At 60.9% G+C, this 15,126-nt stretch carries 11 protein-coding genes; 4 read left to right on the plus strand and 7 right to left on the minus strand.

Annotated elements, in window-relative coordinates; genetic code table 11:
* Window positions 1-25 precede the first annotated feature (25 nt).
* Window positions 26-313, minus strand: a complete 288-nt coding sequence (yajC, locus tag ACR0K1_RS03950) for a preprotein translocase subunit YajC (RefSeq protein ID WP_480613639.1) — start codon at window positions 311-313, stop codon at window positions 26-28.
* A 201-nt stretch (window positions 314-514) separates the two neighbouring features.
* On the opposite strand from yajC, the gene ACR0K1_RS03955 reads away from it, so the two are divergent.
* Window positions 515-2,179 carry a mechanosensitive ion channel family protein gene (locus ACR0K1_RS03955; protein WP_480613638.1) on the plus strand — a complete coding sequence of 555 codons (1,665 nt, stop codon included), beginning with the start codon at window positions 515-517 and terminating at the stop codon, window positions 2,177-2,179.
* A gap of 71 nt (window positions 2,180-2,250) precedes the next feature.
* Entirely contained in the window at window positions 2,251-3,543 is a 1,293-nt protein-coding gene (gene serS, locus ACR0K1_RS03960; RefSeq protein WP_480848846.1) for a serine--tRNA ligase, read from the plus strand.
* Window positions 3,544-3,603: 60 nt separating this feature from the next.
* On the opposite strand, the gene ACR0K1_RS03965 is transcribed toward serS, so the two are convergent.
* From ACR0K1_RS03965 to ACR0K1_RS03985, 5 genes are all read right to left on the minus strand, one after another.
* The gene (locus tag ACR0K1_RS03965) at window positions 3,604-4,182 is read right to left on the minus strand and encodes a helix-hairpin-helix domain-containing protein (protein WP_480848848.1); all 579 of its coding nucleotides are present in this window, start codon (window positions 4,180-4,182) and stop codon (window positions 3,604-3,606) included.
* A gap of 92 nt (window positions 4,183-4,274) precedes the next feature.
* The gene (locus tag ACR0K1_RS03970; RefSeq protein WP_480848850.1) at window positions 4,275-5,261 is read right to left on the minus strand and encodes a fatty acid desaturase; all 987 of its coding nucleotides are present in this window, start codon (window positions 5,259-5,261) and stop codon (window positions 4,275-4,277) included.
* A 160-nt stretch (window positions 5,262-5,421) separates the two neighbouring features.
* The gene (der, locus tag ACR0K1_RS03975; protein ID WP_480849033.1) at window positions 5,422-6,885 is read right to left on the minus strand and encodes a ribosome biogenesis GTPase Der; all 1,464 of its coding nucleotides are present in this window, start codon (window positions 6,883-6,885) and stop codon (window positions 5,422-5,424) included.
* Window positions 6,886-6,933: 48 nt separating this feature from the next.
* Window positions 6,934-8,256, minus strand: a complete 1,323-nt coding sequence (locus ACR0K1_RS03980; protein WP_480613628.1) for a PQQ-like beta-propeller repeat protein — start codon at window positions 8,254-8,256, stop codon at window positions 6,934-6,936.
* A 42-nt stretch (window positions 8,257-8,298) separates the two neighbouring features.
* Complete coding sequence (locus ACR0K1_RS03985) at window positions 8,299-8,970, minus strand: hypothetical protein (protein ID WP_480613626.1); 672 nt, start codon at window positions 8,968-8,970, stop codon at window positions 8,299-8,301.
* A gap of 225 nt (window positions 8,971-9,195) precedes the next feature.
* On the opposite strand from ACR0K1_RS03985, the gene ACR0K1_RS03990 reads away from it, so the two are divergent.
* Window positions 9,196-10,428 carry an efflux RND transporter periplasmic adaptor subunit gene (locus tag ACR0K1_RS03990; protein WP_480848853.1) on the plus strand — a complete coding sequence of 411 codons (1,233 nt, stop codon included), beginning with the start codon at window positions 9,196-9,198 and terminating at the stop codon, window positions 10,426-10,428.
* On the plus strand, window positions 10,425-14,213 hold the full coding sequence (locus ACR0K1_RS03995; RefSeq protein ID WP_480613623.1) for an efflux RND transporter permease subunit: 3,789 nt from the start codon (window positions 10,425-10,427) through the stop codon (window positions 14,211-14,213). Before ACR0K1_RS03990 ends, ACR0K1_RS03995 begins: the two co-directional genes overlap by 4 nt.
* 63 nt (window positions 14,214-14,276) lie before the next feature.
* Here the strand turns inward: ACR0K1_RS03995 and ACR0K1_RS04000 are convergent, their stop codons facing one another.
* Complete coding sequence (locus ACR0K1_RS04000) at window positions 14,277-15,116, minus strand: hypothetical protein (protein ID WP_480848855.1); 840 nt, start codon at window positions 15,114-15,116, stop codon at window positions 14,277-14,279.
* Window positions 15,117-15,126 lie beyond the last annotated feature (10 nt).

Below are 15,126 nucleotides of genomic sequence, written 5' to 3' on the forward strand. Positions count from 1 at the left end.
CTTTTTAAGAGGTTGTAGGGCGAACTTACTTCGCGGGCTCGGTCTTGTTCAGAACCTGAGCGATGGTCGATTTGACCACGCGCACCTTCACACCATCGGCGATCTCGACCTCGATCTCGTTTTCGCCTTCCTTGACCTTGGAAACCTTGCCAATCATCCCGCCCTGCGTGACAACCTGATCGCCCCGGCGCACGGCCTCCACCATGGCCTGATGTTCCTTCATCTTCTTCTGCTGCGGACGGATCAGCAGGAAATACATGATCGCGAAGATCAGGATCAGCGGGAGAAACTGGGCGATTGCGCCACCTTCCATGGGATATTCCTTTTGTTTTGGATTGCGGCACCGTTCCGCAAATTTGGCCGGAACCTATGCGCAGATATGCGCGTTTGCAAGCAAAGGCGGCGCAGTGTCTCACCCGGCACCCGCCCTGACACACAAAGATGCCCCGGACCGTTGCAGATATGCCCTAGGCGCAAGGAACATCTGGGATATAGTCAGGCGACAGGAGGGGCAATGGCACATCTTCACAAACCCTTGCGAATGCTGGCGCTTTTGCTTGCGTTGACCCTGTCTGTCGTGATGCAGCCCCTGCCCGGACAGGCGCAGGAAACACAGGCTGACGCGCCTGCGGCATCGGACACCCAATCCGACGTTTTCAAAGCCCCGGTCATCGTCGATGGCGATACGCTGTTCCACCTGCGGGGTTCCAGCGCCCTGCCCGCAAGTGAACGCGCCGAAAACGTCCAGAACAGAATTATCGAAGTTGCCGAGGCCTCGGACAATCCGGATGTGACCGTCACCTATGAGGATACCGATCTGGGCACCCGCATTCTGGTTGATGGCGTCTCGGTGTCGATCGTCACCGTCGCGGATGCGGAACTGGACCAGATGGAGCTGGACGTCCTCGGCTTCCTGCACGGTGAGGCCATCAAAGAGGCCATCGTCGCCTACCGCGCCAACCGGACCGAACAGGCGCGCGTCTCGGGCGCGATTGAGGCCGCCGCCTGGACCATCGGGTTCGCCCTGTTCGTTGTCGCCATTCTGTGGCTGCACCGCCGGATCCGGCGGCGTACCCTAAGGTTTGTCAAACGCCATCTGAAGGATGTGGAAACCGCCACCGCCAAAAGCGTACAGGCCGAAGCCATTGCCGCGCTGGTCAGATACGGTTTGAATTTCGTGCTGCTGGTCGTCTTCTTTCTGGGCTTTTACTACTACCTGTCCTTCGTCCTGCTGGCCTTTGCCGAGACCCGGTATTTCGCGCAACTGCTGCTGACCTACCTGACCGAGCCGGTCCTGCTGATCTTCAAGGGCGTTCTCAGCTATATCCCGAACATGATCATGCTGGCGCTGATCACCTGGATCACTGTCTATGTCATCCGGGGGATGCGGGTGTTCTTTGACGCGGTCGAAGCGGGCTCGTTCGAACTGGGCGATTTCGAAAAGCACTGGATCAACCCGACCTTCAACATCGCCCGCGTCGTCGTCATCCTGATCGCTTTGGTCTTTGCGGTGCCTTACATTCCGGGTTCGGATTCGGCGGCTTTTCAGGGGCTGACCATTCTTGTGGGCGCGATGCTGTCGCTGGGCGCGAACTCGGTCGTGTCGAACATGCTGGCCGGGCTGTTCGTGATCTATCGCCGCTCGACCTCGATCGGGGATCGCATTCAGATCGGCGACCATATCGGCGATGTGGTTCAGATCAAGCTGATGGAGACGCATCTGAAGTCGATCAAGAACGAGTTGATCTCGATCCCCAACGCGCAGCTGATGAATTCGGATGTGGTGAATTTCTCGAAGAAAACCGATGGCAGCGGGCTGCTGCTACACACCACAGTCGGCATCGGCTATGAGGAGCCTCCCGAGAAGGTCGAGGCGATGCTGATCGAGGCCGCCCATCGCACCAAGGGGATCAAGGCCAAGCCGGAACCCTTTGTTTTATGGACCGCTTTGGCGGATTACGCGATCAATTACCAGATCAACGGCTACACCACACGCGGCAGTATCATTCCCAAGATACGCTCGGACCTGCACCGCAACATCGTGGCGGTGTTCAACGAGAACAACGTTCAGATCATGACGCCCTCGTATATGGCCGATCCGCCCGAGCCGAAAATCCCGGTCGGGGAATGGGACGGGCATCTGGCGCATGAAACACACGAAGACGCGGATAAGTCGTAACCGGTGCTACACGCTGTCATTCAGATAGTGCATAAGCGGCAACAGTGATTCACGCATTAAGGACCTGGACTATGCACGACATCCGCGCCATTCGCGAAAACCCTGCCGCCTTCGACGCCGCCCTTGCGCGCCGTGGGGACGCGCCGGTGTCGTCAGATCTGCTGCGGCTCGACGAAAGCCGCCGGGCCAAGATTCTGGCGGCCGAAACCGCGCAGGCCGAACAGAACAAGGCCAGCAAGGAAGTCGGCGCCGCCAAAGGGCGCGGGGATGAGGCCGAGTTCGAACGCCTGCGCGCGCTGGTGGCCGAGAAAAAGGCCGAAGTGGCCCGCATGCAAACCGAGGCCAAGGACCTTGACGCGCTGCTGACCGATCAACTGGCCCGTATCGCCAACCTGCCCGCCGACGATGTGCCGCAGGGCGCGGATGAGACCGACAATGTCGAGGTCAACCGCTGGGGCTCCCCGCGCGAATTCGCCTTCGCACCGAAAGAGCATTACGAAATCCCCGCCGTCGCTGCGGCGATGGATTTCGAAACCGCCGCAAAATCCAGCGGCAGCCGGTTCGTGAACCTGTCGAAAGGGGTCGCCCGCATTCACCGTGCGCTGGCCCAGTTCATGCTGGACACGCATATCGACAAGAATGGCCTGACGGAGACGCAAACCCCGGTCCTGGTCCGGGACGAGGCGATGTACGGCACCGACAAGCTGCCGAAATTCGGCGAGGACAGCTATCAGACCACCAATGGCTGGTGGCTGATCCCGACATCCGAGGTCACGCTGACTTATTCGGTGGCGGGCGATATTCTGGACGAGGCCACCCTGCCCATCCGTATGACCGCCCACACCGTCTGTTTCCGGTCCGAGGCGGGCAGCGCGGGCAAGGACACCGCCGGCATGCTGCGCCAGCACCAGTTCGAAAAGGTCGAGATGGTCTCGGTCACCCATCCGGACAAATCGGATGACGAGCAAAAGCGCATGCTGCGCTGTGCCGAGGACCTGCTGGAACAATTGGGCATCCCTTACCGCACTGTGGTTCTGTGCACCGGCGACATGGGCTTTGGCGCGCGCCGGACCTATGACATCGAGGCGTGGCTGCCCGGTCAGGATGCCTATCGCGAGATCAGCTCGGTCTCGACCACCGGTGATTTCCAGGCCCGCCGGATGAATGCCCGGTTCCGCCCCGAGGGCGGCGGCAAACCGGCATATGTGCACACGCTGAACGGCTCGGGCCTTGCTGTCGGGCGCTGCCTGATTGCGGTTCTGGAAAATGGCCAGAACGAAGATGGCACCGTGTCCCTGCCCGAGGTCCTGTCGCCCTATCTGGGCGGCAAACTGACCCTGCAGGCCGACGGCACACTGGCCTGACAAGAAAAAACCGGCATCGTCTGAAACGGTGCCGGTTCAAAAATCGGAAAGGCGCAGGCGTTACTTCTTGGCCTTTTTGTCCTTTTTCTTGCCCTTCTTCTTGTCTTTCTTTTTGTCGTCTTTTTTCTTGCCGTCCTTCTTGGGCTTTTTGCCCTTCTTGGACTTTTCCTTGACCTTGTCCTTGGCTTTCGAGAACGCGGCTTCCATCTCTTTGCGCTTGGCTGCGGCTTTCTCGGCCTTTGCCTTGGCTTTTGCCTTTTTCTTTTCCTTCGCCGCAGCCAGTTCAGCCGCAGCCTTTTCCTCTGCCGCTTTCCGGGCGGCCTCTTCCGCGCGCTTTTCGGCAGCGGCGGCCGCTACGGTCTTTCGCGCGGCGGGTTTTCGGACCGCCGGTTTTCGTGTGGCGGGCTTGCGGGTGGCCGGTTTACGGGCGGGGGTTCGGCGCGAGGCGGCCGGTTTGGCGGCAATCGCCTCTTTCGCGGCGGCAATCAACAAAGCCGCACGGGCCTCACCCACGCGGGGAACCTTGACCAGAGCCGCAGGGGTCGCCTTGGCCAGCGCTTCTGCGGTCTTGAACCCGTTAGCGGCAAGCGCCTGCGCCAGCGCTGCTCCTACACCTTTAACATCGGTCACTGCGGTCATTATCGGTCCTTTCTCTGTCTCCCGGCATCTTCGTATATACACAGGATGTACATCCATGCAAGTCGCCCTGCTATCCTGCTAAGATTAGAGGGTCAATTGCTATGGGCAAGATTAGCTGCGCGTTCCTTTTTCGGGAAGGGCACAAGGCGCTTGGTGTCCTCGTCCCAAAGCTTGAGCCTGAGGGCGGCCACCGCCTCGGGGAACTTGATGCGGCGCGGTGTGAATTCCGGTGGCAGATTGTAATGGCAGGCGCGCAGCCGATAGGACGGGATACGCGCGTTGAAGTGGTGGATATCGTGCAACGTGATGCAGGCCACCGCAGTGTCGAACCACCAGCCGAAATCCAAAGCTGACGACCCCTGCAAAGCCGCCAGTTGCGGGTCCAGATCGGGGCGGCGGTCCCAGTAGGTATCCTCGAAATTATGCTGCAGATAGACAAGGAACACGCCCAGCATGCCCCCCAGCATCGAAAAGACCAGCCAGACCAGCATGCCGGTGGCACCGGCGATCAGGTACAGCAGGCCCAGAAACACAACAATCGAGAGATTGTGTAATACAACACCCCGGACCCCGAAGCGGACGGTGTTTTTGGGCCAGCGATAGCGGATGAAATAGGTGAACAGCGCCCCGACCGGAACAAGGATGAACGGATTGCGGTACAGCCTGTAGAACAGGCGCTTTTTCCAATCGGCGTCATTCCATTCCCCCAGGGTCATGGTATGAATCTCGCCGGTCTCGCGATGTTCCAAATTGCCGATGCCCGCGTGATGCAGGTTGTGGTTCTGCTTCATCACCTCGAACGGCGCGAAGGTGAAAGGCGACAGTCCGTGCCCGGCCCATTCGTTCTGCTGTCGGGTTTCGAACAGCGAGTGATGCCCGCAATCATGTTGCAACACGTATAGACGTACGGCGGAAAACGCAAAGACGATCCCGGCGGGAACCATGATGTACCAGTGATCGACAAAGGCAATCGCCAGTGCCAGCGATGCGAAATACACCGCAAATGTTCCGAAATAGCTCAGCGCAGCCAGCCGATTGTCCTGTACCGCGTATTGTCGTGTATATTCCCTCAAATCCATCCAGCCCGCTCCCCACGATGGCCCGGTTTTCCTGTCTCAAAATCAAATGCGGTTGCCCGCATACCAGCAGCGCGCGAAAACAAATGCACGCACGTGAATGCTAGCGTGGGGAACAGGGGCTGTCACGCCCCCACAGCAAAAACGCTGAAAATTGGCGCAGTTACGCGCGGCCCTTGAGATGTTTGGCCAATGCACCGGCGTTTTTCTTGCGCCGACCCTTATAGGGGTTCTTGTCGCCCTGCCCGCGCAACGTCAGGCGGATCGGGGTGCCGGGCATATCAAAATCCTCGCGCAGGCCGTTCACCAGATACCGCGAATAGCTGTCGGGCATCTTGTCGGGGTGCGAGCACATGACCACAAACTCCGGCGGGCGGGTCTTGGCCTGAGTCATATAGCGCAGCTTGATCCGACGGCCTTGCGGGGCTGGCGGCGGGTGCTGCTGCAGCATCGCGGTCAGCCAGCGGTTCAGCGCGGCGGTCGGTACGCGGCGGTTCCACACGTCATGTGCGCGCAGAATGGCGGCACGCAGGCGCTCCAGCCCCCGGCCTGTTTTAGCCGAGACTGTGATCAGCGGCGCGCCGCGCAGTTGCGGCAGAAGGCGGTCAAAGGATTCTTTCAGATCGCGCAGCTTTTCCTGCTTGTTGTCCTCGATGTCCCATTTGTTGACGGCGACAACCACAGCGCGGCCCTCGCGTTCCGCCAGATCGGCGATGCGTAGGTCCTGCTGTTCGAACGGGATGGCGGCGTCGAGCAGGACGACAACGACCTCGGCAAATTTCACCGCGCGCAGACCGTCCGAAACCGAGAGCTTTTCCAGCTTCTCCTGCACCTTGGCCTTTTTGCGCATCCCCGCCGTGTCGAAGATTCGCATCGGCGTGCTGTCGCCATCCGGGTCGGCCCAGTCGATGCGCAGGCTGATGGCGTCGCGGGTGATCCCGGCCTCGGGGCCGGTCAGCAGACGGTCTTCGCCGATGATCTTGTTGATCAGGGTGGATTTCCCGGCGTTCGGACGTCCAACAACCGCCACCTGCAAGGGCTTGGCGACGGTGATCAGCGGCGCTTCGCCCTCGCCATCTTCATCCAGTTCGATATCGGTTTCGGGCGTATCATCGGCGGCTTGTTCCTCAGCCGCATCCGCCAGAGGCATCAGCTGCGCGTAAAGGTCCGTCATCCCTTCGCCATGCTCGCCGGACAGACGGACGGGTTCGCCGAGGCCGAGGTTATAAGCCTCAAGCACGCCGGCATCTGCGGCTGACCCTTCGGCCTTGTTCGCCGCAAGGATCACATGTTTCGACCGTTTGCGCAGAATCTCGGCGAACATCTCGTCGGTCGGGGTCAGGCCCACGCGCGCGTCGATCATGAACAGGCAGACATCGGCCATATCCACCGCGCGCTCGGTCAGGCGGCGCATGCGGCCCTGCAGGCTGTCATCGGTCGCGTCCTCAAGCCCTGCTGTGTCGATCACGGTAAAGCGCAGATCGCCCAGACGCCCTTCGCCTTCGCGCAGATCGCGCGTTACGCCGGGCTGGTCGTCGACCAAAGCCAGACGTTTGCCCACAAGGCGGTTGAACAGGGTGGATTTGCCCACATTCGGGCGCCCCACGATGGCGAGGGTCAGCGACATGTTCTCAACTTTCAAGACTCAAGAAGCGCCCTTTAGCGCATCTTGCGGTCAACGGAAAGCGTGTAGATCGCCCTTGGTCGATACGACATACAAGGTCTGACCGGCCACAACCGGCGCGGTGGTCGCCCCGCCCGGCACCTCGACCCGATGCACCAGCGCGCCGTCGACCGGGTTGAAGAAACGCAGATACCCGTCGTTCGAGGCGATTACGATACGGCCCCCGGCAAGGATCGGGCCATAGTGGGCAAAGATCGCGCCACGGCGACCGCGCTTGTCCTTGACAAAGCCCGGCAGGTCCTGCGCCCAGATGATGGACCCATCGGCGGCGTTGAGACGCACCAACTGGCTGCGGTCGCTGATCAGGAAGATGCTGTTGCCTGCGGGCCAGACCGTATCAACAGCACCCTCGTCCGCCGTCCAGCGACGCTCGCCCGAGCCCGCGTCAAAGGCGACGGTGCGGCCCGAGTGGTTGCCGATGTAAATCGTATCGCCAGCCACCATCGGCCCACCGGTTACATCCACGATCTGCGCGGCCGCGCGACCCCGGCGGCCACCGGCGACCGAGGCGTTCCAGCGCCGGATACCGCCCCGGCGGAAGGTCGCGGCAATATCGCCCGAGCCAAAGGCAAACACCGCCAGATCCGAGGCTATGACCGGCGCAGGTGCGCCCAGAACGTTGCCCACGCTTGGCGTGCCTTCGATCTGCCAGGCGATGCGGCCATCCTTGGTGTCAACGGTCCAGCCGGTTTCATCGCCCGCCACCAGATAGAGTAGCCCGTCATTGACCAGCGGCGCACCGCTGCCGGTTGCATTCAGCCGTTTCTGCCAGCGGATCGCCCCGGTCTTGGCGTCCAGCGCCGTCAGCCGCCCGAACCCGGACGACACGTAAAGCACGCCGTTGGCAAAGGCCAGACCGCCGCCTGTCGCGTCGCCATCGCTGTCCCGCGACGGGATCAGGTTTGTATCCCAGACCACCTGCCCCTGCGGCGACACCGCCGATACGGTCGCACCGGCATCGAGCGTATAAATCAGCCCGCCCGCCACGACCGGCTCTGCCGTGATCCGCTGCTTGCGCGAGTCGCCGTCGCCAATTGACGCCGACCAGATACGCTGCGGCGCGCTTCCGAGTGCGGCGTTATTCGTACGGTAAGCAGGCGTTCCAGGGCTTTGCGACCAGCTTGAATTTGCCGACTGTCCCGGCAGGCTGATCGGTTGAGACCCCCGCGTTTCAACCGTTTCGCTGTCGGCAGCGGGGCGGATATCTTCACGGGCGCCGGGCAGGATGGCCTCGGGCTCTTCACAGGCGGCCAGCGCGGTCAATGCGATTGCCGCAGCCAGCAAACCCATACGGGAAAAAAATCTTGTCACCATGATAATCCGAACTCGCCTGTCATTTAGTCTTGTCCCGCCAGATCAGCCTTGCTGCGCCACAAGCGGTTCCGGTTCGCCACCCAGCGCCACGATCAGCTGAGCCGCTCGTTGCTGCAAATCGACACCAACCTCGGCATCCTGTCGCAGCGCCTGCAGCCGGTCCAGCGCGGCGTCGATATTGCCCTCGGACACGTCGATCAGGGCAAGTTGCTCTTCGGCCAGCAGGCGCAGCGGCGCGCCAGGCGCGGCCAGCGCTTCGAACTGCAGCCTGCGATCTGCGGCGGGCAGTGTCTCGCTTTGCAGCAGCAGCGCCTTGAAGCTGGCCACTGCGCGGTAAATCTCGGGGATATCGCCCTGCACGGCAACCGTGTTCAGGCTTGCAACGGCATCCTGCTCGGACCCGGCCTCGACCTGCGACGCGGACAACAGCATGTTCAGCACCGCGTCACCGCCCGGCGACTGCGCCTGAACGCTCTGCAAGCCGGATGCGCGTGCGGCGGAATCATTCTGGCTCAGCGCTGCAAGAATCTCATCGCCCAGGGTCTGGGCCTGCGATGCATCCCGTGCCTTGCGGTATTCGTTGAACGCCGCCCCGCCCACGATCAGGATCACGACCAGAACGCCAACCCAGCCCCAGCGCCGCAAAAGCAGGTACATCCGGTCGCGGCGCACCTCTTCCGTGACTTCATCAATGAAACTGTCGACGTCGCTCATCCGTGTCCCCAAGCTGTGTACTGCGCGTTAGTGCGCCATGTCATACCCCGGCACCAAGGCCAAGCCAAGGGTCCGATTTTGCCCATTTTCACCGTCATGCCGCGCCCTTGCGTAAAAAAACATATTGAACTATTCAGTTCAGCGTGGAAAAGCCCTTTGACGTACCCCATTTTTATACCAGACCTTAGCGGTCAAAGTGGCTGAGAATTCCAAGAGAGGTCCTTTATGCGTTTGATTTCATTCATCAATGCCGCCTTGGTGATTGCTGCGCTGTATCTGCTCGTTTTCGAACGCGACGCGCTGTTCGCCTTTGCCGGACGCGAAGACGCCCCGGCCGAGGACCAATCTGACGCAACGTCACCTGCGCAGGCAGCTACGGACCAGGACGCGGTTGGCGTTGTTGCGATCCGTTCGGTCGCGCGTGAAATCGACAGCGCGGTCCTGCTGCGCGGCGAGACGCAGGCGAACCGACAGGTCGAGGTTCTGGCCGAAACCACCTCGACCGTGACGTCCGAACCCAAACGCCGGGGTGCCTTTGTCGAAGCGGGAGATTTGCTGTGCGAACTGGACCCCGGATCGCGCCCCGCCGCGCTGGCCGAGGCCAAGGCCGCCAAGCTGGAAGCCGAAAGCCGCATCCCCGAGGCTGAAGCGCGCCTGGTCGAAGCCCACGCGCTGGTCGCAGAGGCCGACATCAACCTGAAGGCCGCGCGCAAGCTGTCGGAAACCGGGTTCGGCTCGGAAACGCGCCGCATTTCCAGCGAAGCCGCCATGAGTTCGGCCAAGGCTGGCATCAAATCCGCCGAAGCCGGGCTTGAGGCCACGCGCGCAGGGATCGAAGCCGCCGCTGCCGAGGTCGAAGCCGCCGAGCGCGAGATTGACCGCCTGACCATCGAAGCCCCCTTTCGCGGCCTGCTGGAAAGCGACACCGCCGAACTGGGCAGCCTGATGCAGCCCGGCGCGCTCTGCGCGACTGTCATTCAGCTCGACCCGATCAAGCTGGTGGGTTTCGTGCCCGAGACCGAGGTAAACCGGGTCACCGTCGGATCAAAAGCCTCTGCACGGCTGGTGACGGGGGAGCAGGTCGAGGGGCTTGTGACCTTCCTCAGCCGCTCGGCGGACGAGACCACCCGCACGTTCGAGGTTGAGATCAGTGTTCCGAACCCGGACCTGACCATCCGCGACGGCCAGACCGCGGAAATCCGCATCGCCGCCGAGGGCGCGAAGGCGCATTTGCTGCCGCAATCCGCGCTGACCCTGAACAATGACGGGCAGTTGGGCGTGCGTATTGTCGGCGACGGCGACGTGGTCGATTTCGTCCCGGTCCGCCTGCTGCGTGACGCTGCTGATGGCGTCTGGCTCGGCGGGCTGCCCGAAAGCGCCGAGGTTATCGTGGTCGGACAGGAATTCGTTACACGCGGCGTCGCCGTCGCACCGACTTATCAGGACGTCTCACAATGACGGGTATTGTCAGTTGGGCCGCCGGCCGGGCCCGGATGGTTCTGGCCTTCATCGCGATCTCGCTGGTCGTCGGCGGGTTTGCTTATGTGAGCCTGCCCAAAGAAGGTGAGCCGGATATCGACATCCCGATGCTGTTCGTCTCGGTTCAGTTTCCCGGCATCTCTGCCGAGGATTCGGAAAACCTGCTGATCAAGCCGATAGAAACCGAGATGGCCGATCTTGACGGTCTGGACAAGATGACCGCCACCGCAGCTGAGAACTACGCAGGCATGCTGTTGGAGTTCGAGTTTGGCTGGGATAAATCGGCCACCATCGCGGACGTTCGGGATGCGATGAATACGGCTCAGGCCGACTTTCCCGACGGGGCCGAACAATACACGATCTCCGAGGTCAATTTCTCTGAATTCCCGATCGTCATTGTCAACCTGACCGGCGCCGTGCCTGAACGCACAATGGCTCGCATTGCAAAAGACTTACAAGACGATCTGGAAGCACTGGATTCGGTGCTTGAGGCCGGTATCGCGGGCAATCGCGACGAAATGCTTGAGGTCATCATCGACCCCCTGCGGCTCGAGGCCTACAATATCTCGGCCGATGAGTTGATCACTGTTGTTCAGAACAACAACCAACTGATTGCTGCCGGTGAGGTTGATACAGCGCAGGGCACATTCTCGGTCAAGATCCCGTCCTCATTCAAAACGGCCGAGGATGTCTACAGCCTGCCCGTCAAGGTCAACGGTGATCGCGTCGTGACAATGGGAGAGCTGGCGCAGATCAACTACACCTTCGAAGACCGTGAAGGCACCGCCCGTTTTGACGGCGAGTCCACGGTGGCCCTGCAGGTCGTCAAACGCAAGGGTTTCAACCTGATCGACACGGTGGCACAGGTCAAAGAAGCCCTGACCGCCGCACAGGAGAAATGGCCCGCCGAACTGCGTGCTGCGGTGGACGTGGGCACATCGAACGACCAGAGCCGTATTGTTGACTCGATGGTACGCCAGCTTGAGGGCTCGGTTCTGACCGCCATCGCGCTGGTGATGATCGTCGTGCTGGCCTCGCTGGGTACGCGCGCGGCGCTGCTGGTTGGTTTTGCAATCCCGACCTCGTTCCTGCTGAGTTTTGCGTTCCTGGCCATCATGGGTGTCAGCATTTCGAACATGGTGATGTTCGGGCTGATCCTGGCCGTCGGCATGCTGGTCGACGGAGCCATCGTTGTTGTCGAATACGCTGACAAACGCATCAAGGAAGGCATTGGCCCGATGCATGCCTATGTCGAGGCAGCGCAGCGGATGTTCTGGCCCATCGTGTCGTCCACCGCGACGACGCTCTGCGCCTTCCTGCCGATGCTGTTCTGGCCCGGCGTTCCGGGCGAATTCATGAAGATGCTACCGATCACGCTGATCTTCGTACTGTCCTCGTCGCTGATCGTGGCGCTGATCTACCTGCCGGTGGTGGGCGGCGTCTCGGGTCGCCTGAGCCGCATCTTCGACCGCGCGTCGAACTGGCTGCGGGCGGCCGCGCCGTGGTGGCTGCGTGCAGTTCTGGTTCCGCCGTCGCTGTATATGATCTTCCTCGGCGCAATGCAGATGCTGAACCCGGCTTATCTGATGCCCGAAGGCAGCGCAGGCGGGGTGGTCTTCGGGGCCCTGCTGCTGGTTGCGGGCGGATTTGCAGGCTCTGTGACCCTCAGCGCGGCCAAGATCGAACGCCACCGGGAAGAGCGTGTGCATACCGCCAAGGAACACACGCTGTTTGGCTATATCGTCAAGTTTCTGGTCGGCAACCCGATCATGCCGATCGTATCGATCATTGTTGTCGGGGTCGCTGTTGTGTCCGTCATGACCGCATTCGGGAACAACAACCGGGGCGTGGAATTCTTCGTCGAAACAGAGCCGGAACAGGCCACAGCCTATGTTCGCGCGCGTGGCAACCTGTCGCTACAGGAAAAAGACGCGCTGGTGCTTGCCGCCGAAGAGGTGATCAGCGCACATCCTGCCGTGACCAATGTCTTTGCGTTCGCTGGGCAAGGCGGCCTCAACCAGAACAACGGCGGTGCCGAAGCCCCGGCAGATACCGTCGGCCGCGTACAGTTCGAGATCACCCCATGGGAAGACCGCCCCAAGCAATCAGAGCCTATCTTATTCGGGTTGTTCGACCGCGAGATCATCGTACCGGAATATGACGGAGATTTTGTTCTGGACGAACTGAATGCAGAACTCGCCCAGTTGCCCGGTTTCATCGTGGAAATCCTGCCTCTGGAACAGGGTCCGGCCTCGGCCAAGCCCGTGCATCTGCGCATCAAAGGGGATGGCTGGGAAGACCTGACCGCCGCCGCCCTTGCTGCCCGCGCGGTCTTCGACGAAACACCCGGCCTGATCAAGATCGAGGACACGATGCCTCTGCCCGGCATCGACTGGCAGATCGACGTGGATGTCGCGCAGGCCGGTCGGTTCGGCGCCGATGTGGCCACGGTCGGCGCGATGGTGCAACTGGTCACGCGCGGTATCCTGCTGGGTGAAATGCGCCCCGACAACACGGATGAAGAGGTCGAAATCCGCGTCCGCCTGCCCGAAGAAGACCGCGTGCTGTCCACGCTGGATTCGCTCAAGGTGCGCACCCCGGACGGCCTTGTGCCGCTGTCGAATTTCGTCACCCGCAAACCGGTGGCGAAACTGGCCGAGATCAACCGGATTGATCAGGAACGGTATTACGACGTCAAAGCCGATGTCGAACCCGGCCTGTCCAAGGTGGTTGTCGACGGGCCGGAAGGTGCTGAACAACGGCTGGCCGTTGTTCGCGCAGTGGCCGAAGGGGCCGAGCCGACGGGCACGGTTATCGCCAGCCCCGATGGCACCCGGTTCGAACTTGTGCAACTGACCGGCGCCGAAACAACCGAGGGTCTGCGCGCCGCCATCGACAGCGGAGACGCGCGCTTTGCGCTGATCAACCCGAACGAGCGGATCGCCGTTCTGACCGAGTGGCTGGACACAAGCCCTTTCTCGACCGCCATAAGCTGGGAATGGACCGGCGATCAGGAAGATCAGGAGGAATCCGGTGCGTTCCTGATGAACGCCTTCGCCGGTGCGCTGGGGCTGATGTTCGTGATCCTGCTGGCCCAGTTCAACTCGTTCTACAACTCGATCCTGGTGCTGCTGGCGGTGGTTCTGTCCACCACCGGGGTTCTGATCGGGATGCTGGTAATGCAACAGCCTTTCTCGATCATCATGACCGGTACGGGCATCGTGGCGCTGGCGGGGATCGTGGTGAACAACAACATTGTTCTGATCGACACCTATCAGGAATACAGCCGCTACATGCCCCGGATCGACGCCATCGTCCGCACGGCCGAGGCGCGTATCCGTCCGGTTCTGCTGACCACCCTGACCACAATGGCGGGCCTGACACCGATGATGTTCGGCCTGTCGCTGGACTTCATCAACGGCGGTTATTCCATCGACAGCCCCACCGCGCTGTGGTGGAAGCAACTGGCGACCGCCGTAGTGTTCGGGCTTGGTATTGCCACGGTGCTGACGCTGATCGTCACGCCTTCGTTCCTGGCGCTGCGGGTCTGGGTGACAACCTATGCAGTTTGGCTGGGCAAGGTGCTGGCGCGGGTCACTGCTGGCCGGTCCAGCAAGATCGCGCAGGACATGGCCATCGGACGCAGCGCGCGCGACATGCAATCGACCGAGATTGTCTGGAGCGACTCGCCCGCCCCGTCACCGGATGCCGCAGATCATCGGGACGATCTTCCGCCCGGCACACCGCTCAAAGCCGCAGAATAGCACCACAAGTTCCGGAGATTCCGGCCCTTGTTGCTTTCAAATGCCACGGGAAACAGGCCCCGCTTATCTGGCCTGTTTGACCTTCAGTGTACCCTTGGGCAGGAAAATTTTGTACTTCACCGCCATCGAATAGGATTCCTCGACTGATTTTGCGGTCGTCAACTCCGAGCCACCTTTTACCACTGTAAAATCAACACCAAGCGTTCCTTTCACACTTTTGCTTTGTACTGCTTTCGCCCCGCTCGTGGCGGTGGGTTCCAATATGATGGGTTCTTCGGCGGCGTCGATCAGCAGCGTCTTCCCGCTGACCATGCCCTTGTAGGTCAGGTTCTGCTTCATAACCGGCTTGACCTTGCGCCGCATGTGCAACTCGATATTCACCTTGCCCGAGGGTTCCATCATAATACCGCGAAACCTGACCGCGCCGCGCTGCAACGTCTCTTTCAGCTTCACGCGGCCTGGCTTGGAGTCCACGGTCAGGATAACCGTTCCGCGACCCAGTTGTCTGTTGTAGAAATCCGTCCCGCTAAAGCTGATGTCACATTCGACAAGCTTGTTCTTCCGGCCCTGTGCATCGTCGGCCTTTTCCGCCTTGGTCACCAACTGAATAGATTTTCTGATCTTGGGGATCAGGTTTTTGAGGCCTTTTTCAACAGGTGTCCTTTTTGCCAGCTTGTGGCTGACCAGCTTTCTGGTCGCCTTGAGAGCGATGTTAAGCTCGATGAGCATCTGATTGAATCTTGGCGGCTTCAGGCCCTGCAGTACCACGTAATACTGGTTGAACAGGCCCTCGAATTCTTTCGCTTCCCCCTTTTTCAGATTGGGGTGGGCCTTGGCGAGAGGACTGTAAACGTTCTTCAAGTAATCGTCTGCCAACTTTGCAAACCCAAATTGGTCAGCCATTGGTAAATTC

It is taken from the genome of Ruegeria sp. F5 (genome assembly GCF_056533845.1).